At 66.7% G+C, this 18,895-nt stretch carries 18 protein-coding genes; 10 read left to right on the plus strand and 8 right to left on the minus strand.

The window, feature by feature from the left end; genetic code table 11:
- Positions 1-62: 62 nt before the first annotated feature.
- The 3 genes from L1F31_RS00320 to L1F31_RS00330 all read right to left on the minus strand — a co-directional run bounded on the left by L1F31_RS00320 (position 63) and on the right by L1F31_RS00330 (position 2,466).
- Positions 63-1,355 carry an RNA polymerase sigma factor gene (locus tag L1F31_RS00320; protein ID WP_265418752.1) on the minus strand — a complete coding sequence of 431 codons (1,293 nt, stop codon included), beginning with the start codon at positions 1,353-1,355 and terminating at the stop codon, positions 63-65.
- A gap of 12 nt (positions 1,356-1,367) precedes the next feature.
- Positions 1,368-1,781, minus strand: coding sequence for a YciI family protein (locus L1F31_RS00325; protein WP_265418753.1), 414 nt, complete (start codon positions 1,779-1,781; stop codon positions 1,368-1,370).
- Positions 1,782-1,908: 127 nt separating this feature from the next.
- Positions 1,909-2,466 carry a TetR/AcrR family transcriptional regulator gene (locus tag L1F31_RS00330; protein WP_265418754.1) on the minus strand — a complete coding sequence of 186 codons (558 nt, stop codon included), beginning with the start codon at positions 2,464-2,466 and terminating at the stop codon, positions 1,909-1,911.
- A 193-nt stretch (positions 2,467-2,659) separates the two neighbouring features.
- Between L1F31_RS00330 and L1F31_RS00335 the strand changes: the two genes are divergently transcribed.
- A complete protein-coding gene (locus L1F31_RS00335) occupies positions 2,660-3,931 on the plus strand; it encodes an MFS transporter (RefSeq protein WP_265418755.1) in 1,272 nt (423 codons plus the stop codon).
- Here the strand turns inward: L1F31_RS00335 and L1F31_RS00340 are convergent.
- Complete coding sequence (locus tag L1F31_RS00340) at positions 3,913-5,286, minus strand: FAD-binding oxidoreductase (RefSeq protein WP_265418756.1); 1,374 nt, start codon at positions 5,284-5,286, stop codon at positions 3,913-3,915. The genes L1F31_RS00335 and L1F31_RS00340 overlap by 19 nt on opposite strands.
- Before the next feature lie 192 nt (positions 5,287-5,478).
- On the opposite strand from L1F31_RS00340, the gene L1F31_RS00345 reads away from it, so the two are divergent.
- From L1F31_RS00345 to L1F31_RS00360, 4 genes are all read left to right on the plus strand, one after another.
- Entirely contained in the window at positions 5,479-7,278 is a 1,800-nt protein-coding gene (locus L1F31_RS00345; protein ID WP_265418757.1) for a bifunctional 3'-5' exonuclease/DNA polymerase, read from the plus strand.
- 150 nt (positions 7,279-7,428) lie between these two features.
- The gene (locus L1F31_RS00350; protein ID WP_265418758.1) at positions 7,429-8,508 is read left to right on the plus strand and encodes an NAD(P)-dependent alcohol dehydrogenase; all 1,080 of its coding nucleotides are present in this window, start codon (positions 7,429-7,431) and stop codon (positions 8,506-8,508) included.
- Between the two features lie 242 nt (positions 8,509-8,750).
- Positions 8,751-9,179, plus strand: coding sequence for a VanZ family protein (locus L1F31_RS00355; protein WP_265418759.1), 429 nt, complete (start codon positions 8,751-8,753; stop codon positions 9,177-9,179).
- Between the two features lie 126 nt (positions 9,180-9,305).
- On the plus strand, positions 9,306-9,779 hold the full coding sequence (locus tag L1F31_RS00360; protein ID WP_265418760.1) for a VanZ family protein: 474 nt from the start codon (positions 9,306-9,308) through the stop codon (positions 9,777-9,779).
- Between the two features lie 107 nt (positions 9,780-9,886).
- Here the strand turns inward: L1F31_RS00360 and L1F31_RS00365 are convergent, their stop codons facing one another.
- Entirely contained in the window at positions 9,887-10,360 is a 474-nt protein-coding gene (locus L1F31_RS00365) for a MarR family winged helix-turn-helix transcriptional regulator (protein WP_265418761.1), read from the minus strand.
- Positions 10,361-10,530: 170 nt separating this feature from the next.
- Here L1F31_RS00365 and L1F31_RS00370 point away from each other — a divergent pair, with 170 nt between their 5' ends.
- Positions 10,531-10,917 (plus strand): VOC family protein, encoded by a 387-nt coding sequence (locus tag L1F31_RS00370; RefSeq protein WP_265418762.1) that lies wholly within the window; start codon positions 10,531-10,533, stop codon positions 10,915-10,917.
- Here L1F31_RS00370 and L1F31_RS00375 read toward each other — a convergent pair whose 3' ends face one another.
- The 3 genes from L1F31_RS00375 to L1F31_RS00385 are packed head-to-tail and all read right to left on the minus strand — an operon-like array spanning position 10,918 to position 13,313.
- Positions 10,918-11,349, minus strand: a complete 432-nt coding sequence (locus L1F31_RS00375; RefSeq protein ID WP_265418763.1) for a YdeI/OmpD-associated family protein — start codon at positions 11,347-11,349, stop codon at positions 10,918-10,920.
- A 45-nt stretch (positions 11,350-11,394) separates the two neighbouring features.
- Positions 11,395-12,363, minus strand: a complete 969-nt coding sequence (locus L1F31_RS00380) for a methyltransferase family protein (protein WP_265418764.1) — start codon at positions 12,361-12,363, stop codon at positions 11,395-11,397.
- On the minus strand, positions 12,360-13,313 hold the full coding sequence (locus L1F31_RS00385) for a PhzF family phenazine biosynthesis protein (RefSeq protein ID WP_265420476.1): 954 nt from the start codon (positions 13,311-13,313) through the stop codon (positions 12,360-12,362). The genes L1F31_RS00380 and L1F31_RS00385 overlap by 4 nt, the downstream gene beginning before the upstream one ends.
- A 154-nt stretch (positions 13,314-13,467) precedes the next feature.
- On the opposite strand from L1F31_RS00385, the gene L1F31_RS00390 reads away from it, so the two are divergent.
- The 4 genes from L1F31_RS00390 to L1F31_RS00405 all read left to right on the plus strand — a co-directional run bounded on the left by L1F31_RS00390 (position 13,468) and on the right by L1F31_RS00405 (position 18,804).
- The gene (locus tag L1F31_RS00390; protein WP_265418765.1) at positions 13,468-14,586 is read left to right on the plus strand and encodes a Gfo/Idh/MocA family protein; all 1,119 of its coding nucleotides are present in this window, start codon (positions 13,468-13,470) and stop codon (positions 14,584-14,586) included.
- Between the two features lie 116 nt (positions 14,587-14,702).
- Entirely contained in the window at positions 14,703-15,452 is a 750-nt protein-coding gene (locus tag L1F31_RS00395) for a M50 family metallopeptidase (protein WP_265418766.1), read from the plus strand.
- A gap of 132 nt (positions 15,453-15,584) precedes the next feature.
- Positions 15,585-16,262: an HAD family hydrolase gene (locus tag L1F31_RS00400; protein ID WP_265418767.1), complete on the plus strand. Its 678-nt coding sequence runs from the start codon at positions 15,585-15,587 to the stop codon at positions 16,260-16,262.
- Positions 16,263-16,497: 235 nt separating this feature from the next.
- Positions 16,498-18,804: an HNH endonuclease signature motif containing protein gene (locus tag L1F31_RS00405; RefSeq protein ID WP_265418768.1), complete on the plus strand. Its 2,307-nt coding sequence runs from the start codon at positions 16,498-16,500 to the stop codon at positions 18,802-18,804.
- Positions 18,805-18,895 lie beyond the last annotated feature (91 nt).

Below are 18,895 nucleotides of genomic sequence, written 5' to 3' on the forward strand. Positions count from 1 at the left end.
GGATTGATTTCACCATCATATGCCGTACCCCGGCTCATCCCGAAGACGAGGTGACCACGGTCTCAGGTGAGCCCGGTCAGGTAGTCGCGTTCGGCCGGGTCCGTGGTGAGTTCGAGGGCGCGCTGACGAGCGGAGGCCGCCTCCGCATCGCGGCCGAGCCGGTCGAGCAGGTGGGTCCGCAGCACCCAGGCGGGTTGGAAGGCGCTGAGACGTGCTTGGCTCCGGCTCAGTTCATCGAGTGCTGCCAGTCCCGCCGCGGGGCCGTCGACCTCGGCGAGGATGGCCGCCCGGGAGACCGACCCGCCGAGGCTCGGGGCTACCTGCGCGAGGTCGTCGTGGAGGCGCAGCAGCATCGGCCAATCCGTGGATCCGGTGCGGATTCCGGCCATATGGAGGAGTTGGATGGCCGCCTCAAGCCCGAATCGGCCGACGTGCCCACAGCGGTGGACCTCGACGAGGTGGCGCTCGCCCACCTCGGTGAGTGTTCCGTCCCAGCGGTCCGGGTCTTGGTCGGTCAGGGGGACGAATCGTCCGTCGCCGCTGCGACGAGCGGGGAAGCGGGCGGCCGAGAGGTGGATGAGGGCGGCCAGTCCGTGTGCTTCGCCGTCACCGGGACACAGCTCGGCCAACAGGCGGGACAGGTAGACGGCCTCGCCGATCATGCCCTCGCGCGGTTCGGTGGCCGCGTGTGTCCATTCGATCGCGAAGGCACCGTAGATGGCCTCCTGCACATCCGGCAGGCGTGCCTCGAGGTCGAGGCGATCGGGTTCGCCGAAGCCGATGCCGAGCGCTGCGACCCGTTTCTTCGCCCTGGTCAGACGGGCAGAGACCGTGGCGGCGGGCAGGGCCATCGCCGCGGCGATCTGCTTCGCGCTCAACCCCATCACGGCCGAGAGCATGAGGAGCGGACGTGCTGCCGCGTCGATGTCGGGATGCGCGCAGGCGGCGAGGAGTTCGAGGCGCTGATCGGGCAGGGCATCGAGGTCGAGATCAGCAGGATCGGAGCTCGTGGGATCGATCTGTGTGGGATCAGTGCGCGCGGGATCGATGCTCGAACGATGGGCGCCGAGGCGGCCCGCCGACTGGTCGAGAACCTCGTCATCGAGGGCGGCGGCTGTCCGGGTCGCCGCGGACTTCCAGACGTCTCTGCGGGCGTTGAGCGCCACCCGGTAGAGCCAGCCCTCGGGATTGCCGGGTGGGCCCTGGGCCCGCCACGCGGTGACGGCGCGTTCGAGCGCGGTGGCCAGGGCATCCTCGGCGCCGGCGATGTCACCGTCGGCCGACGCGATGAGCGCGATGATCCTGCCCCAGCCGTCCTGGGACAGGATCATCGCCCGATCGGCGGAGTCGGTCATCGCGGCCGGCAATCAGGAGGTGCGGTCCGGTCGGGACGGGCAGTCACCCGGGCGGGTCCAGGCGCCGTCGACGAAGGACGTCGCGGCGGGGCGGACCTCGATGGTCCCGTAGCTCGTGCCGGGGAATTTCTCGGCCCAAGCCAGGGCCGCCTCGATGGTGGGAACGTCGATGACGACGACCCCGGCCAGGGCCTCCTTCGCCGCGGCGAAGGGCCCATCCTCGATGACGACTTCTCCGGTCCTCCGAGTCACGGTCTTCGTCTCAGAGTGGGGTGCGAGCATCTCCCAGGCGACGAAGACTCCGGCCGAGGTCAGCGCCTGGCCGAAGTCGTCCATGAGGCGCATCATCTCCTGGAAGTCCTCTTCGGTGGGTGCGGGGCCGTCGGCTCCGGGCTCGGGTGCGTGGAAGATCAGTGAATAGCGCATGGTTCACTCCGTTCCGTGTGCGGCGGCCGGATTTCGGTCGTTCACAGAGAAGACGATCGAATCGACGCCGATTCGACAGCTGTCCTCAGAATATCGCTGAAACTGTCATTCCATGCCGAGGAAGCCTCTACAGTGCTGAGGAGGTCAGCGCGGTCACCGCCGCGCGCACGAGTTCCCGGTCGGGTGCTTTGCCGTCGAGATGGTGATGGATCGTCCACCCCTCGATAAGCGCATCGACGGCGTGGGCCGCGTCGGGGGTGAAGTGTTCGGTCAGCGCGGCCGCGCTGATGCCCATCCAGGAGGCGGCGAGCTCGGCGGAGTCGGGGGAGCTGCGGCCATAGGAGTAGAGCTCGAAGATTCCCGCCATCTCCCGAGGGGAGGCGAAGGTGTCGCCGCAGATGATCTCGACGACGGCCTCGCGCGCCTCGGCGGGGGTCGCCGCCTCGTGCAGACCTGCGCGGTAGCGGCCGGAGAGTCTGTCGACGAGGCGACGGAACGCCTCGGTGATCACCTCGTCGATGCTGGTGAAGTGGTAGGTCATCGACCCCAGTGGGACGTCCGCGCGTGCTGCGACGGCGCGGTGGGAGACCCGGGCGACGCCGTCGTCGAGGATGAGCTCGAGGGCGGCCGCGATGATCCGTTCCCGGCGGCCGGGGTCGTTCGGCACTCCGCTGCGTGCACTCATTCGGCCCCCTCCTTCGTCGAATCCCGTGATCAGTCCGTGCGGTCGGTTCTTGACTCCCGCGACAGTTCTGTCAGCTGTGACAGACGGACAACTGAGAGTGTACATTTGTACACTGATCAATGTGTGTACATCCGTACACCGATCTGAGGACTGTCCGCCTGAGCACAGTGCACACCGATGAGGAGATGATCCGATGTCCGAAGAGCAGGCCGTGCCGACCCCGGCGACGAATCGCTCCTCGACCCTGCGCGCTCGCCGTCTGTCCCTGCTCGCACTCTTCTTCCTCCCCGGCATCACCATCGCCTCGTGGGTGACCCGCACCCCGTCGATCCGTGACGCCCTCGACGCGAGCACGGCACAGATGGGCCTCGTCCTCTTCGGACTCTCCATCGGGTCGATGCTCGGAATCCTCGCCTCCGGGCCGCTCGTCGGCCGCTTCGGGGCGCGACCGATCATCGGCCTCGGCACGCTCGGAGTCATCGCGAGCATGCCCATCATCGGCCTAGGCGCCGCCTGGTCGCAGTCGTTCGTCGGCGCCGCAGGTCTCGTCGTCTTCGGACTCGGCATGGGTACTGGAGAGGTCGCGATGAACGTCGAGGGGGCGGAACTCGAGAAGCACCTCGATCGCCCCTTCCTGCCCGGCCTCCACGGTTTCTTCAGCCTCGGCACCGTCATCGGCGCCGTCATCGGGATCCTCGCCACCGCCGCCGACTTCCCCGTTCTCGTTCACCTCATACTCATCGGCATCCTCGGCGTCGTCGTCATGGCGCTGGCGATGCGCCACGTCCCCGCGGGGACGGGCCGGAGCGCCTCCATGGAAGGGGACCCCGCCGAGGCGACCCCCGGTTCAGGTCCCGAACCGAGTCCTCGGCCAGCTGGCACCCCCTCGGTGTGGAGGGACCCGCGGCTGATCGTCATCGGTGCGATCGTGCTCGGGATGGCGCTCGCCGAGGGCACCGCGAACGACTGGCTGCCGCTGGTCATGGTCGATGGGCACGGCTTCGACCCCGCGCTCGGTTCGAGCGTCTATGCGATCTTCGCGGCGGCGATGACGATCGGCCGCTTCCTCGGCGGCGGCATCCTTCAGCGTTTCGGCCGCGCCAACGTGCTCTTCGTCAGCGCGGCGTTCGGCTTCCTCGGCATCGGCCTGGCCTCCCTCATCGACAGCCAGATCGTCGCCGCTGCCGCCGTGCTCCTCTGGGGCCTCGGGACTTCACTCGGCTTTCCGGTGGCACTGTCGGAGGCAGGTACCTCGGGCGCGCAGCCGGCCAAACGGGTGGCCGCGGTCTCGACGATCGGCTACCTCGCCTTCCTCGTCGGACCGCCTGCGCTCGGTCTCGTCGGCGATCACTGGGGGCTGCGGACGGCTCTGCTCATCCCCATGGGCGTGCTGCTGATCGTGCTCGCCCTGGCACCGCTGCTGCGCCGCGAACCCCGACCGGAGCCTCAGACGAGTCCGGTGTAGACCGATCCCGGGTTGAAGATGTTGTCCGGGTCGAGGGCCTTCTTGATCCGGTGGTTGAGGTCCATGACGTCCTTGCCGAGGTAGGGCGCCAGCCACGGAGCCTTGAGCCGTCCGACACCGTGTTCCCCGGTGATCGTGCCCCCGAGGCCCGTGGCGAGATCCATGACCTCCCCGTAGGCGATCTGCGCGCGCTTCTGCTGCTCCTCGTCCTTCGGGTCGAGGACGAGCAGCGGGTGCGTGTTGCCGTCGCCGGCATGGGCGATCACGGCGATCGTCACCTGGCGTTCGGTCGAGATCTTCTCGATGCCGAGCACGAGATCGCCGAGCTTCGGCAGCGGAACCCCGACGTCCTCGAGCAGCAGTGCGCCCTTCTTCTCCACGGCCGGGATCGCGATCCGGCGGGCCGTGACGAAGGCTTCGCCCTCTTCAGGGTCGGCGGTGAGATAGCACTCGGAGGCGGAGTTCTCGTTGCAGATCTCCTCGATGAGCGCGGCCTGCACACCCGAATGCTCCCCGGGCTCATCGGACTGGATGACGAGCATGCCCTCGGCCTCACGGTCGAGTCCCATCTTCAGCTCATCCTCGACGGCGTTGATCGAGGGCTTGTCCATGAATTCGAGCATGGACGGCCGCATGGCCTTCGCGATGTCGAGCACGGCGTTCGTGGCATCGGAAAGTTTCGGGAACATCGCGACCACGGTCGTCGGGGGCAGCTGTGCGGGGATGAGCCGCAGCGTCACCTCGGTGATGACGCCCAGCGTTCCTTCGGATCCGACGAACAGCTTCGTCAGCGGCAGGCCGGCAACGTCCTTGAGCCGGGGTCCGCCGAGCTGCACGGCCTTGCCGTCGGCGAGGACGACCGTCATTCCGAGGACGTAGTCCGTGGTCACGCCGTATTTCACGCAGCACAGGCCGCCGGCGTTCGTGGCGATGTTGCCGCCGATCGAGCAGAACTCGAAGGACGAGGGATCCGGCGGGTACCACAGGCCGTGTTCGGCCGCGGCGGCCTTGACTTCGGCGTTGAAGGCGCCCGGTTGAACGACGGCCATCCGGGTGATCGGATCGATGGTGATCTCACGCATCCGATCCAGCGAGAGCACGATTCCGCCGGCGATCGCGGAGCTGCCGCCGGACAGGCCGGATCCCGCGCCGCGGGGCACGATCGGGACCTTCGCCTCGGCGGCGATGCGCACCACCGTCTGCACCTCCTCGGTGGAGGTCGCCCGGACCACGGCCAGGGGCACCCCGGCGTCGGGATCGTTGGCCCGGTCCCAGCGGTAGGCGTCCATCGAGTCGGGATCGGTGATGACGGCGGCGGCCGGCAGGGCGGAGGTGAGAGCGGAGACAACGTCCATGTTGCTGATCTGGCCTTTCGAGCGGAGTTCGGCACCCGGAATTCGCTTCCGACGTTACCAGGATCACAGTCGGCGCCGACGCGGTGGTCCACTGTGCAGACGACGGTGCATACGCGGTACCCGCCAGGGCGCGGAGGATCCCGTGCCGCGGCGCGGCCGGTCCATGTCAGCGCCGCGGCGTACTGTGGATCCATGACCGATGTGCCGACTGCCGCCTGCGTGCTCGGGACACTGCCCGGCACGGGGTTCGAGAGCGCTCGGATCGGCATCATCGACCTTGATCGCAGCGGTGCGGAGATCGGCCGGATCGAGCTCGCCGAGGCGGCCCTTCCCGATTTCGTCCGTGACCGTGAGAATGGGGCCGGGAGAGAGGCGACCGGGGCAGCCGGAAGCACGGTTCGCGCTCCCGCACCCGGCCCCCGGTGGGTCCTCAGCGACACCCCGAAGTGGTATCCGCAGCTGCTGGCCGCCGGGGTGAGTGTCGAACGCTGCCACGACCTGCGCCTGTCTCACGCGATCCTGGCCCGGTCCGAACTCGTCACCGCCCCGGACGCGATCCGCGCCGCCGCCGACTGGGACGCCGCTCCCGCAGACGCCTCTGCACCCGAACAGGCGGCAGCGCTCTTCGACGTCGACGCCGGTCGCGGCCACATCCGGCAGGTGCCGCACGACCTCGAGGCGGCGTCGGCGGAATACGCTCGCCAGAGCGCGGCGATCGAGTCGGCAAGCGATCCGGGTCGGCTGCGGCTGCTGCTGGCCGCGGAATCGGCCGGAGGACTCGTCGCCGCAGAGATGCGGGCGGGGGGAGTCCCGTGGGACGAAGCCGAACACGACCGGATCCTGACCGAGATGCTCGGCCCCCGACCGATCCGTGACGGGAAGCCGGCGAAGATGCTGGCCAAGGCCGATGAGGTCCGCGCCGCCCTCGAGGACCCGCGGCTCAACCTCGACTCCCCGAACCGTCTGCTCTCAGGCTTGCGCAATGCCGGCATCAACGTGGCCTCGACGTCGAAATGGGAGCTGGCCGAAATCGATCATCCGGCGATCGCACCCCTGCTCGAGTACAAGAAGATGGCCCGGCTCCTCAGTGCCAACGGCTGGCACTGGCTCGACGAATGGGTCGACGACGGCCGTTATCGGCCCGTCTACGTGCCCGGCGGAGTCGTCACCGGCAGGTGGGCGGCCAGCGGGGGAGGTGCCCTGCAGATTCCGCGCCAGCTGCGCCCGGCACTGCGTGCCGATCCCGGCTGGCGACTCGTCTCCGCCGATGTCGCTCAGCTCGAGCCTCGTGCGCTGGCCGCCATGTCCGGGGATCGGGCGATGGCCGAGGCCGGGTACGGCAAGGACCTCTACTCCGGGCTCGTCGACGCCGGTGTCGTAGCCACCCGGCAGGAGGCGAAGATCGCGGTCCTCGGCGCCATGTACGGATCGACGACGGGTGAGGCAGGGGCGCTGGTGCCCCGTCTGCGGACGAACTTCCCCGCCGCGATGCATCTCGTCGATTCCGCCGCCGAGGTGGGGCTGCGCGGGGGAGTCGTGTCCACCTGGTTGGGCCGGACCTCACCACCCCCGAGCGAAGGGTGGCAGAGGCTGCAGAGGGCGGCGAACCGCTTCGACGCCACCGGTGCCGATGAGCAGCGGGCTCGGCGTGCCGCCGGTGACCAGGGACGATTCACCCGCAACTTCGTCGTCCAGGGCACCGCGGCCGAATTGGCGCTGGCATGGTTGGCCGATCTGCGGCTGCGTCTGGCCGGACTGCCCGCGATCGACGAGAAGCCGGCGACCGCCTCGGGGCCGGTGTTCTCCAGGCGGGCTCACCTCGTCTTCTTCCTCCACGACGAAGTCATCATCCATGCCCCGGCCGAGCAGGCCGAGGAGGCGGCGGACGCGATCAGGGCGGCGGCCGCCTCGGCGGGTCGATTGCTCTTCGGGGATGCTCCCGTCGATTTCCCTCTCGATCTGAGCATCGGCGAGCGGGCGATCAAGGATTGAGCACAGTCACGGGCCGAGCCTGCACGGCTGCGAGTGCGCCTGCGGGCCTGAATGTGATCTGAAGGATAAGTCCATATGCATGGAATAGAATTCCTGCGTCAGGCGCTGGACGATGGGGCCCAGCCTCGCACATCCGAACAAGGAGAGCATATGAGCATCAGCGTCAAGGCACTGCAGAAGACCGGACCGGACCAGCCGTTCCGCGTGGCCACGATCGAACGCCGGGATCCGCGCCCCGATGACGTCCTCATCGACATCAAGGCCGCCGGCATCTGCCACAGCGACATCCACACCATCCGCAACGAATGGGGCGAGGCGCACTTCCCGCTCACCGTCGGCCACGAGATCGCAGGCGTCGTCGAAGCCGTCGGTGAGAACGTCACCGATTGGAAGGTCGGCGACCGCGTGGGCGTCGGCTGCATGGTCAACTCGTGCGGCGACTGCGAAGAATGCCTGGCCGGCCAGGAGCAGAACTGCCTGAACGGCAGCGTCGGAACCTACAACGTCGAAGACGTCGACGGCACGATCACCCAGGGCGGCTACGCGCAGAAGGTCGTCGTCAATGAACGATTCGTGTGCCGCATCCCCGATGCCCTCGACTTCGATGTCGCCGCGCCGCTGCTGTGCGCCGGCATCACCACCTACGCACCGCTCAACCGCTGGGGTGCAGGGGAGCAGAAGGACGGGGCGCCGAAGCAGGTCGCCGTGCTCGGGCTCGGCGGACTCGGACACATGGGCGTGCAGATCGCCGCGGCCATGGGCGCCGAGGTGACCGTGCTCTCGCGCACGCTGCGCAAGGAGGACGACGCGCTCGCCCTCGGCGCGAAGCGGATGCTCGCGACGACCGAGGACGACTTCTTCTCCGACCACCGCGGCGAGTTCGACCTCATCCTCAACACGATCAGCGCCGACATCCCCGTCGACCGCTACCTGCGCCTGCTGAAGCCGCGCGGGGTTATGGCCGTCGTCGGCCTCCCGCCCGAGAAGCAGCAGTTCTCCTTCGGCTCGGTCATCGGCGGGGCCAAGGCGATCGCCGGATCGAACATCGGCGGCATCGCCGAGACCCAGGAGATGCTCGACTTCTGCGCCGAGCACGGCATCGCCGCGCAGATCGAGACGATTTCCGTCACCGAGGCGGACGCCGCCTATGACCGGGTCGTCGACGGAGATGTGCGCTTCCGCGTCGTCATCGACACCGCGAGCTTCGACGAAGTCGAGGCCGTGAGCTGAGGGTCTCGGCCGAAGTTCTGTCTTGATTCGGTGCGCTGATTCGGTGCGCTGTGGCGGTGGCGTGAGACCGCAAGGGTCGGGGGAGTCCCGCAATCTCTGCGGGACTCCCTCGACCCTCCTGTCGCAGGAGGGCACAATGAGACCGGGGCGAATGAGTCCGGGCAGGCTGAGTCCAAGCGGGCCGGCCCTCGACGAACAGGGGAGCGATGACGGGTGCGAGGCGGAGGCTGCGAACGGTGCCCATGGCGCTGCTCATCCTCTACACGGTCTTCATCGGCCTCGTCACCCTCACGCCCAACCAGCTGGACACGGGTCCCGGATCGTTCATCGCGTGGCTGCTCGAATTCCTCGCCTCCCATCGGGTGACCGCGTGGATCGACTACGACATGCTCGAGAAGCTGGCGAACGTCGGAATGTTCATCCCCTTCGGCCTTCTCATGGCGCTGCAGTGCGGGCGCAGCCGCTGGTGGGTCGGCTGGGTCACGGGGATCGCCTTCACCTGCCTCATCGAGGGCACGCAGGCGACTCTGCTCTCGCCCACTCGCTTCGGCACTATCAGCGACCTCGTGACGAACAGCCTCGGCGCCGGCATCGGGGCGGTGGCCGGACTCATCGCCATGACTCTCTGGCCGGGGCCTGCCGATACTCCCGTCGATCACGAGGTGCGCTGATCGCGTGATGCACTGATGTCGCGGTGCATGGATCGTGGGGTGCACTGATCGCGGTCAGCTGAGCATTGACCATGCGCAGCTGCGCATTGATCGCACTCCAAGGATTCAGTCGTATGTTGGACGGTGATGACAGATCGTGATCAGCGCACAGTCGGTGCGCCGCTGGCCCTTCTCGTTCTCTACACCCTCTTCATTGCCGCCATCACGCTGACCCCGCAGCAGATGGGCACCGGCCCGAACACCCTCATCGGGCACGCACTCGACCTCTTCGCCGCGCACCGGGAGACGGCCTGGCTGACGTATGAACGGGTCGAGAAGCTCGGCAATGTGGCGATGTTCATCCCCTTCGGCTTCCTTGCAGCCCTGCATTTCGGGCGCAGGCGCTGGTGGCTCGGATTCGTCGTCGGCGCGAGCTTCAGCACCGCCATCGAGATCTTCCAAGGCACTGTGCTCACACAGACCCGCTTCGCCACCCTCAGCGACCTCGTCACGAACACGATCGGTGCAGGCATCGGCGCGCTCCTCGGCCTGTGCTGCATGGCCGTGTGGCCGGTGCGAAGGACAGGGAGCGATTCCCGCAGGGAATTCGCGACCGTCTGAGCGATTCCGCGGCCGTTCGGCAGACGTGCCGGTTCGGGGTCGCCTTTCAGCCGGCCGCCACTCGGAAGTTACCGCTCCGCGGATTCCCCGCTCCGCGCCGCTGCCCCTCAGCCGTCCTCCGGTTCCTCGAGGGCCGCAATGCACCGACCGAGCGCCTCGGTGACCTTCGTCCGAGTCTCTTCGTCGAGCGGCGAGGCCATGCGGGCGGTGATCACCTCGACTCGGGACACCGCCTGATCGAGCAGCTCTTCGCCTGCCGGGGTGAGGCGTGTGGGCAGGACGCGCCCGGATTCGGCCTTCGCCGGTCTCGTGATCAGCCCTCGCTCCTGCAGTCCGCGCACCAGCGTGTTCATCGTCTGCCGGGTGACGAAGCCGCCGCGGGCGAGTTCCGAGTTCGATGCCCCGGGCCTCCGACGCAGCTGCTCGAGACAGTTGTACTGCGGTGTCGTCAGCTCCAGCGGCCGCAGCGTCTCGTCCATCCGAGACCGCAGCGCCGTCTGCAGATGCTTGAGCTGATAGCCGAGGAGAGAATCGAGGCTCTCCACCGCATTCGACACGTCTCCACTCTGCTCTTGACTCATGTAAGCATTCTGACATACATTCGGTCATGTCAGGATGCTGACATTGAACGAATTCGGGATCCCGTCAGATGGCGGGGTGCGGGAAGAAGGAGAAACTCATGAATGCGTCAACGGGCACTGAATCGGCGAGCACTGAATCGGTCAGCACGAAGTCGGTCAACAGTGAGTCAATGAGCTCTGAGCCGGCCGGTACGGTGCACGGCCCGGACTTCATCGCCTTGCAGGTGCGTGATGTGGAAGCGGCCGCCCGGTTCTACGAATCGCAGCTCGGGCTCACCCGCGCCCCGGCCGCACCTCCCGGAGCGGTCGTGTTCACCACCTCGCCGATTCCCTTTGCCGTGCGCGAACCGCTGCCCGGCGTCGATCTCGACTCCGGGGACCGCCCGGGGAACGGGGTGGCACTGTGGCTGAGGTGCGACGATGCCCGCGCTCTTCATGATTCCCTCGCCGAGGCGGGGGTCGAGATCCTCCGTGAGCCGACTCCCAGCCCCTTCGGGCTCACCTTCGCGATCGCCGATCCCGACGGCTACGCGGTGACGTTCCACGACGAAGGGTGATCAGCCGAGCGATGCGATGATCTTCGCGATTCGGCGATCCCGGGTCTCCTCGGCTTTCGCCGAGGTCACCTGCCGCACATGTTCCTTGCGCTTCGAGGGAGCGAGCGCATCGAAGGTCTCGCGCAGTTCTGCGGCGGCGAGCGCCTCGGCGAGGGAATCGGGGACGGGAGTCTCCCGGTTCGAGGTGTCGTGGGTGAGCGTGACGTCGTGGGTCTCGCCGCCGGCGACGCCGATCTTCTCCCGATGTTCCTTGGCCAGCGGGAGCAGGTACTTCCCGCCCATCACCGCGGTCGTCGACGGATAGGAATAGCCGGCGATCGTGACGATGACGGGCACGCGTTTGCCGACGCCGAAGCCGAGCACGATGTCCTCGGGGACTTCGATGCCGACATTGTTGCCGAGTGCCAGGAGTTCAGTGGTGAAGGTGACCATGCCGCCTCCTCGGTGAGTGGTCGGTCTGATCCGAGAGTAGGCCGATCAGGCTTCCTCGGCAAGATCCGACGACGAAGTCCGGGAGAACCGCGGCCACCAGCATCCCACCCGGTCGGCGTAGGCGCGGTATTCGTCGCCGAAGCGCTCACACAGGTCGGCTTCCTCGTGGGGGCGGATGAGCCAGTTCCACAGGAATGAGCCGATGAGCGCGTAGACGATGATGAGCCAGGAGCCGATGAGCAGGCCCATCGCCACGCCCTGGACGATGCCTGCGATGGCCATCGGATTGCGGACGAAGGCGTAGGGACCGCGGGTGACGAGGTGATGGGCCATCTGGGAAGGCAGCGGTGTGCCGGAGCCGAAGTTCGCGATCGCTCGAGCCGACCACACGCCGATGACGCTGGAGAATGCGAGCAGGGCGAAGCCGGTGACGACCACCAGGATCGGGAACTTGTAGGCCAGCTCCCACCGGTCCTCGAAGGCATTGATGATCAGCGGGATGATGACGAGGAAGACGCCCCAGAAGATGACGATCTGGACAGTGGTGTGCACGAGGAGCCGCGAGCGCACACGGGTGTGCGAACTTTCGAAGGCGAAGGGTCCGACGAGGAGCTTCTCGGACGGGATGCGACCGTAGAGCATGAGGACGCCGGCGAGCACGCTGCCGAGCGCGGCGAGGATCATGAGTACGGCACCGAGTCCCGCCTCGGTGGTGGCGGTCGCATAGATGACCATGCCGAGGGCCACGAGCACGCTCCAGCCGGCGGCGATCCACACGGCCCAGCGGAAGTTGAGTGCGGCCAGGGCGGAGCCGATGACGAAGAGCGGAATGTCGACGATCGCGATGAGCAGCGGATCGATTCCGCCCAGGGTCGCTGTCTGCACGGCGGGAATCGTCGCGGTGCCCAGCCACCAGGCGGCTCCGGCCAGTGCCTGGAGGGCGAAGTACATGCGACCGTGGAAGATCCGCAGCCGCTTCTTCGGCTTGTTCACCGACGTGACATGGCGGCTCATGCGCTCACCGTCCCGCGGAAGCACACGGTCGTGGCGCCGCCGACCCAGATGTCCGGGTCTGCTCCGGCAGCGTCCGGGTCTGCCCCGGGATTCGCCGCCTCGGCCGAGATCGAGATGACTCCGGCCCGGCCAAGTGCGGTGCCCTGAGTTGCTGTATAGGAGTCAGGAGCGAGGCCGGCGCCGATGAGCCATTGGGCCACGGAAGCGTTGAGGCTGCCGGTCACGGGGTCTTCTGCCACGCCGACGCCGGGGACGAAGGCACGGATCTCATATTCGTGCTCCGAGGCGTCGGGGTGGGCGCCGAGGACGCCGAGCTTGGCATCGGGGATCGCGGAGAAGTCGGGGGTCAGCGCGAGCACCTGTTCGGCGCTGGCCAGCCGCACGGCGGCCCAGCCGGGTCCGTTGTCGGCCCACTGGTGGTCGAGGATGTCACCGCGGTCGACGCCGAGAGCTGTCGCGATCTCCGCCACGTACGATTCGTCGAGCTCACCGGCGCGGATGCGCTCGGGGGCGGCGAAAGCGAGGGTCCCGGTCGATCCGGTGGGTGCGTCGGCGGACGATTCGGACGTCGGGGATTCGGATGATCCAGTCGGCGCGGTGGTGGGGCCGCCTCGGCGAATGTCGACGAGTCCGGCACCGCATTCCTGAACGATCCGGTCGTTCTGCTTCGGTGTTCCTCCGGCGTCGAGCCAGGCCGCAGCCGAACCGAGGGTGGGGTGCCCGGCGAAGGGCAGCTCCCGGTGCGGGGTGAAGATCCGCAGACGGTAGTCGGCGGCGGGATCCGTGGGGGAGAGGATGAAGGTGGTCTCGGACAGGTTGGTCCAGTTCGCGATCTGCGCCATCTGCGCGTCGTCGAGGTCGTCTGCATCGAGGATGACGGCGACGGGGTTGCCGCGGAAGGGAACGGCGGAGAAGACGTCGACCTGGGCGAATCGTCGTGATTGAGGCAATGACACTCCTTCGGAGATGTGGTGCGCGGGAAGTCGGGGATTGCGCGACCACTTCCTTCTAGTGTAGAGGGCCAGACCGGAGCCTCTGTGGATTGCCGCGGCGATCCGTTTTCGCAGAGTCGACTTCGTGTTCACGGCGATTGCATAATGAGGCATGGTCAATGGTGCTTCAGGGTTCTCTGGCGTTTCTGCGGGCGGCCGGGCGCCGCGTATCGGTGTCCTCGGCGGTGGTTTCATGGGTCGGGTCCACAGCCGGGCCGCGCGTTCGGCCGGAGCCGTGCTCGAGGTCGTGGCCACGTCCGGGCCCGCCGGCAGCGCACGCGCCGCCGCCGAGCTGGGCTTCGCGGACTCCTCATCGGTTGACGAGCTCATCGACCGGTGCCTCGACGTCGTCCATGTGTGCACCCCCAACAATGTCCACGCCGAACAGTCGCTGCGGGCGCTGGACGCCGGTTCCGCGATCATCTGCGAGAAGCCGCTGGCGACCGATTCGACGTCTGCCCGCGCCATACTCGCCCGCGCCGAGGAGTCAGGACTCGGCGGAACCGTCCCGTTCGCCTACCGCTATCACCCGATGGTGCGCGAAGCCCGCGCCCGCTTCCGCGCCGGAGAAGCCGGCCGACTGCTCACCGTCGATGCCTCGTATCTGCAGGACTGGCTGCTGGGCGCCGACGATGTGAACTGGCGAGCCGAACCCGAGCGGGGAGGCCCTTCGCGTGTCTTCGCCGATATCGGATCCCACCTCGTCGACCTCATCGAGTTCATCGTCGATGACCGCATCGTTTCGCTGGTGGCGACGGTCCGGACCGTCCACCCTCACCGAGGCGGGACTCCCATGACGACGGAGGACACCGTGGCCGTCACCGTCGAATTCGCCGGTGGTGCCATCGGTGCGCTGCTCGTGTCGCAAGTGGCTCCCGGACGAAAGAGCGCACTGACCGTCGAGATCGCCGGTACCGAGGCGAGCCTGCGATTCGATCAGGAACAGCCGGAGACCCTGTGGTGGGGACGTCGAGACGAGTCTCGCCTGCTCATCCGCGATCCTGAGACACTCCACGCCGATGCTGCGCGCCTGTGCTCAGTCCCGGCCGGTCATCCGCAGGGGTACCAGGATGCTTTCAACTCGTTCATCGCCGACTCCTATTCCTACTTCGCCGGTGACCTGCCCGAGGGTCTGCCCACCCTCCGCGACGGAGTTCGCGCGGTGCTCATCACCGAGGCGGTGCTGAAGTCTGTGTCGACCCGGTCCTGGGTCGACGTCGATGACGTGTGAGCGCGTGAGGTCACAACTGACTCGGCGATCAGCTCAGCATTCTCCTGAGATTCTCGACTGTCGTTTGAAGAAGTCCTGAGGACGCCGCTCAGGCTCGGTTCGTACACTGAGCGGCTATGGACATAGAGCAGGCGACGGCGACGTGGTGGAACGCGATCACCTCGGGATTCGGGCGGCAGGACGGACTCGAACTCGACGTCCTCCGACTCGTCCTCGTGATCGGACTGCCCCTGGTGGTGACGCTGACGCCGGGCATCTGGCGGTTCTTCGGCCTGTTCGTCACCTTCGTCCACGAACTCGGACACGCGTTCGCAGCCCTCATGACCGGGCGGGTGGTCAAAGGGATCTCACTGAATTTCGATCATTCCGGTCAGATGAATTCCTTCGGACGTGTCGGCTTCTCAGCCACCTGGGCCGGATTCTGGGGATATCCGGCACCGGGCGTTCTCGGGCTCGTCCTCATCACCTCGGCGGTCTTCGGCTGGGCCCCGCTGGCACTGTCTGTGGGTGCGCTGATCCTGCTCGTGGCGCTCATCTTCATCCGGAACTTCGCAGGCGCGATCATCGCCGTGATCACTGCGGTCGCGGCGCAGCTCGTCGTCGTCTTCCTCCCGCTCGAGTGGATCTCGGTCTTCGTCGGCGCACTCGGCACCGCACTGACCATCGGCTCGCTCAAGGACCTCGTCAAGGTCATCCGCGTCCACACCCGCAGGCGGCACGTGCAGCAGTCCGATGCCTATATCCTCGCCCAGGGTTCGCGGCTGCCGGCCGGTGCCTGGCTGACGCTGTTCGCACTGGTCATCATCGTCTGCGCGCTCGCCTCCGCGCGCGTTCTGTACACGGCGGTGTCGATCGGGTCGGTGTGACCTGCGAGGTGCTGCCTGATAGGAGCGGCGAAGTTCGCGTCACCACGTAGGTTGGGCCAGATTCGACCGTTGGGCACATCCGCGGTGGGGGAGCGCTGCTCTCGCGTCAGTGCCGGATGGCAGAATCGAATTATGTCAGCTCATCCGAAATACTCTGCCGTCCTCTTCGACTGTGACGGGGTCCTCGTCGACTCCGAAAGCATCACGAACGGCGTCCTGCACGCCATGCTCGTCGAACTCGGCTGGCAGCTGACGGCTGAGGAGAGCATCGCCCGGTTCGTCGGGAAGATGCTCCGTGACGAGGCCGACGTGATCGAAGAGCACACCGGTTTTCGGATCGACGATGAGTGGATGAACGAATTCCGGCGTCGCCGCAATGAGAACCTCAGGGCCTCCCTGCAGGCGATCCCGGGCGTGGTGGACGCGGTGGGCCGCATCGCCGAGGCGTATCCGGGCAGGATCGCGTGTGCATCGGGAGCGGACCGCCCGAAGATCGAACTTCAGCTGCGGAAGATCGGACTCCTCGACGCATTCGAGGATCGGATCTTCTCCGGCATGGAGCAGCCGAATTCGAAGCCGGCCCCTGACGTCTATCTCGCGGCCGCTGATTCCTTGGGTATCGACCCCGCCGAGGCGGCCGTGATCGAAGATTCGCCCACCGGAGTCATGGCCGGGGTTGCGGCAGGATCCCGTGTGCTCGGTTTCTGCCCGGAGTCGCCGGTTCATCAGAGCACCGAAACGCTGCTGGCCGTTGGTGCCGCCGAGACGTTCGCATCGATGGATGACTTGCCGGGCCTGCTGCTGGAGTAGTCGGATTCCGGAGCAGCAGTGTTCCGGGGCAGTCGCAACCTGGAGCGGCGACCGAGCCTCGCCCTCATCTCGAAGGATGTTCGACCCGAGGTCGGTGCATCTCGAACAAACTTCGGCAAATACCATCGAAAAATAGATCAGTCCGGTTTGTAATCGAATTGTGACATTCATTGATTCGGTTCGGGCGTAGAATGGGACCAAGGCATTCACATCGACGTGAAAGGCGGCGAGACCGATGAAGGATCCCCAGGATCCGGGCGACGAAGGTCTTGACCCTGCCTCGGATGACTCGTCAGACGAGTCATCGAACGAATCGTCAAAGGAGTCCTCGAGCGACTCGTCGAACGAGGACTCAAACGACTCCTCGGACGCTTCTCCGGTTGGGGACTCCAATGGTTCCACCATCGAGCAGTCTTCCCTGCCGACCCCTCCGCCGCTGGTCGGCCCCGAATCACCACGTCGCCTCGACGTCGACCCGGATTCGCCTATGGCCGTGGTCGCGAGCATCGCACGGCTGAGCACCGGTGCACGCATCGCAGAACTTCAGGCCGTCGCCGGTCTCTTCCTCGCCGAGGTCGTCGACCGGCTCCGCTACGCGCCTGAGGGCGAGATCTACCACCACGCCACCTTCACCGAGACGGTGGAGCGCTTCATCACGACCCGGGACGGGGAGCCGACAGCTGCGCTCGCCGAGGTCGACCAGACTGAGCCCGGCCAGACAGAGCCCGAGAACGCCGAGCTCGGCGACGTCGGATCCGAGGGCGCTGAGGTCGAGAACGCCGAGGCCGAAGCGGCTGAGCCGACCGAAGTCGAACGCACAGCGGCTGCCGCTATTGAGCCGCTTCCGAACTTCCCGAAGTTCCAGCTCCACCGGTCGTTCAATTCGTGGGCGCACGAATTCGCCGCAAAAGAGGATGTCGCCGAACTGACCGCAGTTCTCGGCGCGACAGTCGACGGTGCGTACAACGAGATCACGAACGCACTCACGCTGGTCTTCGGTCTGCCGAAGTTCCTTGACCGCTGCCTCAACGGCGAATTCACCATCCAGCATGTGCTCGTCGCTGCACGTGCTGTGAAGGACGTCGAATTTGAGTACGTCCCCCGCCTCGACAGCTATCTCGGACAGCGTCGCGCCGACATCACCATCGAAACCTTCAGGAAGTCCCTGAACCTCAAAATCGCTTCGCTCATTCCGGTCGAAGACCGCCTCGATGTCGCGGCAAAACGTCGTCACGTGGACATCACGACCTACGCCGACGGCACCGCCTCGGTGCTGCTGTCGGGTCCGGCCGTGGAGCTCCAGGCCTTCTACCTGCGCATCGAAGCGTTCGCTCGGGCCATCCGCAAAGGCAACATCTCCGCATTCACCGACCACGACCTGTCCGCCGCCGAGGTGGGCGAACAGGACGGCATCGCCGCCCTGATGTTCGACATCGCGACACGGGCGACCCCGCAGATGCTCATCGCCGTGACCACACACGACACGACCACTGGGGAGACCTCGACCAAGGAAATCGCCCTCGACTCGATCGAGACCGGCGATCCGATGGCCCCGATCTCGGCTGGAGCGGTCGACCGCGCAGCGCGGGCGGCCACACAGGAAGCCGAAGAATCGGCAGCAACGGGTGTCAAGGTCAAGTCGATCATCAAGCTCGTCATGCCCACCCACGGACAGTGGGTGCGGGAGCAGGCGAAGATGATGATCACGGTTCCCTACCTCACCGCGGTCGGTCGTTCGGAGCTTCCGGGCATGTTCTCCGACAGTGCTCCTGTGCCGGCCGACGCCGCGAAGGCTCTCGCCGGCGAAAGCCCCACTTGGCACCGGATCCTGACCGACCCTGCCACCGGAACACCGATCGATGCGCGCTCGAAGAGCTACCACATCCCCGCAGATGTGCGTGCCCCGCTGACCGCGAAGTGGCAGTCATGCTCGGTTCCGGGATGCACCCGTCGAGCCGAGACCTCGGAAATCGACCACATCATCCCGTTCGACCACGACGATCCCGCACGAGGCGGACAGACGACCTTCGCGAAAACCCATCCGCTGTGCAAAGTGCACCACCAGCTGAAAACCGACCGCAAATTCTCCATCCGCACCACTGAGGATGGGGCGGTGGAGTATGCCTTCTCCCATGACGTCGTCACGACGATGTACCCGCCAGACAATCCGGTCCACGCCGAGCACGCATGGCAAGTGGAGAACTATGCCCAGCTGCCTGACCAGCTGGACCTTGGTGTGAGCAGCAACGAGGACTGGCGCGGCGCGAGGGCGGGAGAGCCGCTCGAAGCGGTCACAGGGGACAAATGTGTCTCGGACACGGCAGAGGCCGAACAGACAGAGACTGAACAAACGGAGGCCGAACAGACAGAGGCGACTGGAGAGTCGGTGCTGCGCTACACCTCGGAAACCGGCGTTGCTGAAACCGGCGCTGTGGGAATCGGGGCCGAGAGCGAGGACGCCCGAAAGACGCGCCGCTCGCGGGAAGCCCAGGAGTCGATCTGGAACGTGAGCTGGGATCCGGAGAACCCACCGCCGTTCTGACCGGGCATGGTCGGGTTCTGGCCGTCCCAGAACAGGTCAAACTGCTCCCCGGCCCCGGCCCCGGCCTTGCCTTATCCGACCCGGAACCATT

Source organism: Brevibacterium spongiae, from assembly GCF_026168515.1.
Taxonomy (GTDB): Bacteria; Actinomycetota; Actinomycetes; order Actinomycetales; family Brevibacteriaceae; genus Brevibacterium; species Brevibacterium spongiae.

Bases quoted from the DNA above. Each gene is read 5' to 3' on its own strand.
- L1F31_RS00320 (WP_265418752.1), bottom strand. From the start codon at position 1,355: ATGACCGACTCCGCCGATCGGGCGATGATCCTGTCCCAGGACGGCTGG.
- L1F31_RS00325 (WP_265418753.1), bottom strand. From the start codon at position 1,781: ATGCGCTATTCACTGATCTTCCACGCACCCGAGCCCGGAGCCGACGGC.
- L1F31_RS00330 (WP_265418754.1), bottom strand. From the start codon at position 2,466: ATGAGTGCACGCAGCGGAGTGCCGAACGACCCCGGCCGCCGGGAACGG.
- L1F31_RS00335 (WP_265418755.1), top strand. From the start codon at position 2,660: ATGTCCGAAGAGCAGGCCGTGCCGACCCCGGCGACGAATCGCTCCTCG.
- L1F31_RS00340 (WP_265418756.1), bottom strand. From the start codon at position 5,286: ATGGACGTTGTCTCCGCTCTCACCTCCGCCCTGCCGGCCGCCGCCGTC.
- L1F31_RS00345 (WP_265418757.1), top strand. From the start codon at position 5,479: ATGACCGATGTGCCGACTGCCGCCTGCGTGCTCGGGACACTGCCCGGC.
- L1F31_RS00350 (WP_265418758.1), top strand. From the start codon at position 7,429: ATGAGCATCAGCGTCAAGGCACTGCAGAAGACCGGACCGGACCAGCCG.
- L1F31_RS00355 (WP_265418759.1), top strand. From the start codon at position 8,751: ATGGCGCTGCTCATCCTCTACACGGTCTTCATCGGCCTCGTCACCCTC.
- L1F31_RS00360 (WP_265418760.1), top strand. From the start codon at position 9,306: ATGACAGATCGTGATCAGCGCACAGTCGGTGCGCCGCTGGCCCTTCTC.
- L1F31_RS00365 (WP_265418761.1), bottom strand. From the start codon at position 10,360: ATGAGTCAAGAGCAGAGTGGAGACGTGTCGAATGCGGTGGAGAGCCTC.
- L1F31_RS00370 (WP_265418762.1), top strand. From the start codon at position 10,531: ATGAGCTCTGAGCCGGCCGGTACGGTGCACGGCCCGGACTTCATCGCC.
- L1F31_RS00375 (WP_265418763.1), bottom strand. From the start codon at position 11,349: ATGGTCACCTTCACCACTGAACTCCTGGCACTCGGCAACAATGTCGGC.
- L1F31_RS00380 (WP_265418764.1), bottom strand. From the start codon at position 12,363: ATGAGCCGCCATGTCACGTCGGTGAACAAGCCGAAGAAGCGGCTGCGG.
- L1F31_RS00390 (WP_265418765.1), top strand. From the start codon at position 13,468: ATGGTCAATGGTGCTTCAGGGTTCTCTGGCGTTTCTGCGGGCGGCCGG.
- L1F31_RS00395 (WP_265418766.1), top strand. From the start codon at position 14,703: ATGGACATAGAGCAGGCGACGGCGACGTGGTGGAACGCGATCACCTCG.
- L1F31_RS00400 (WP_265418767.1), top strand. From the start codon at position 15,585: ATGTCAGCTCATCCGAAATACTCTGCCGTCCTCTTCGACTGTGACGGG.
- L1F31_RS00405 (WP_265418768.1), top strand. From the start codon at position 16,498: ATGAAGGATCCCCAGGATCCGGGCGACGAAGGTCTTGACCCTGCCTCG.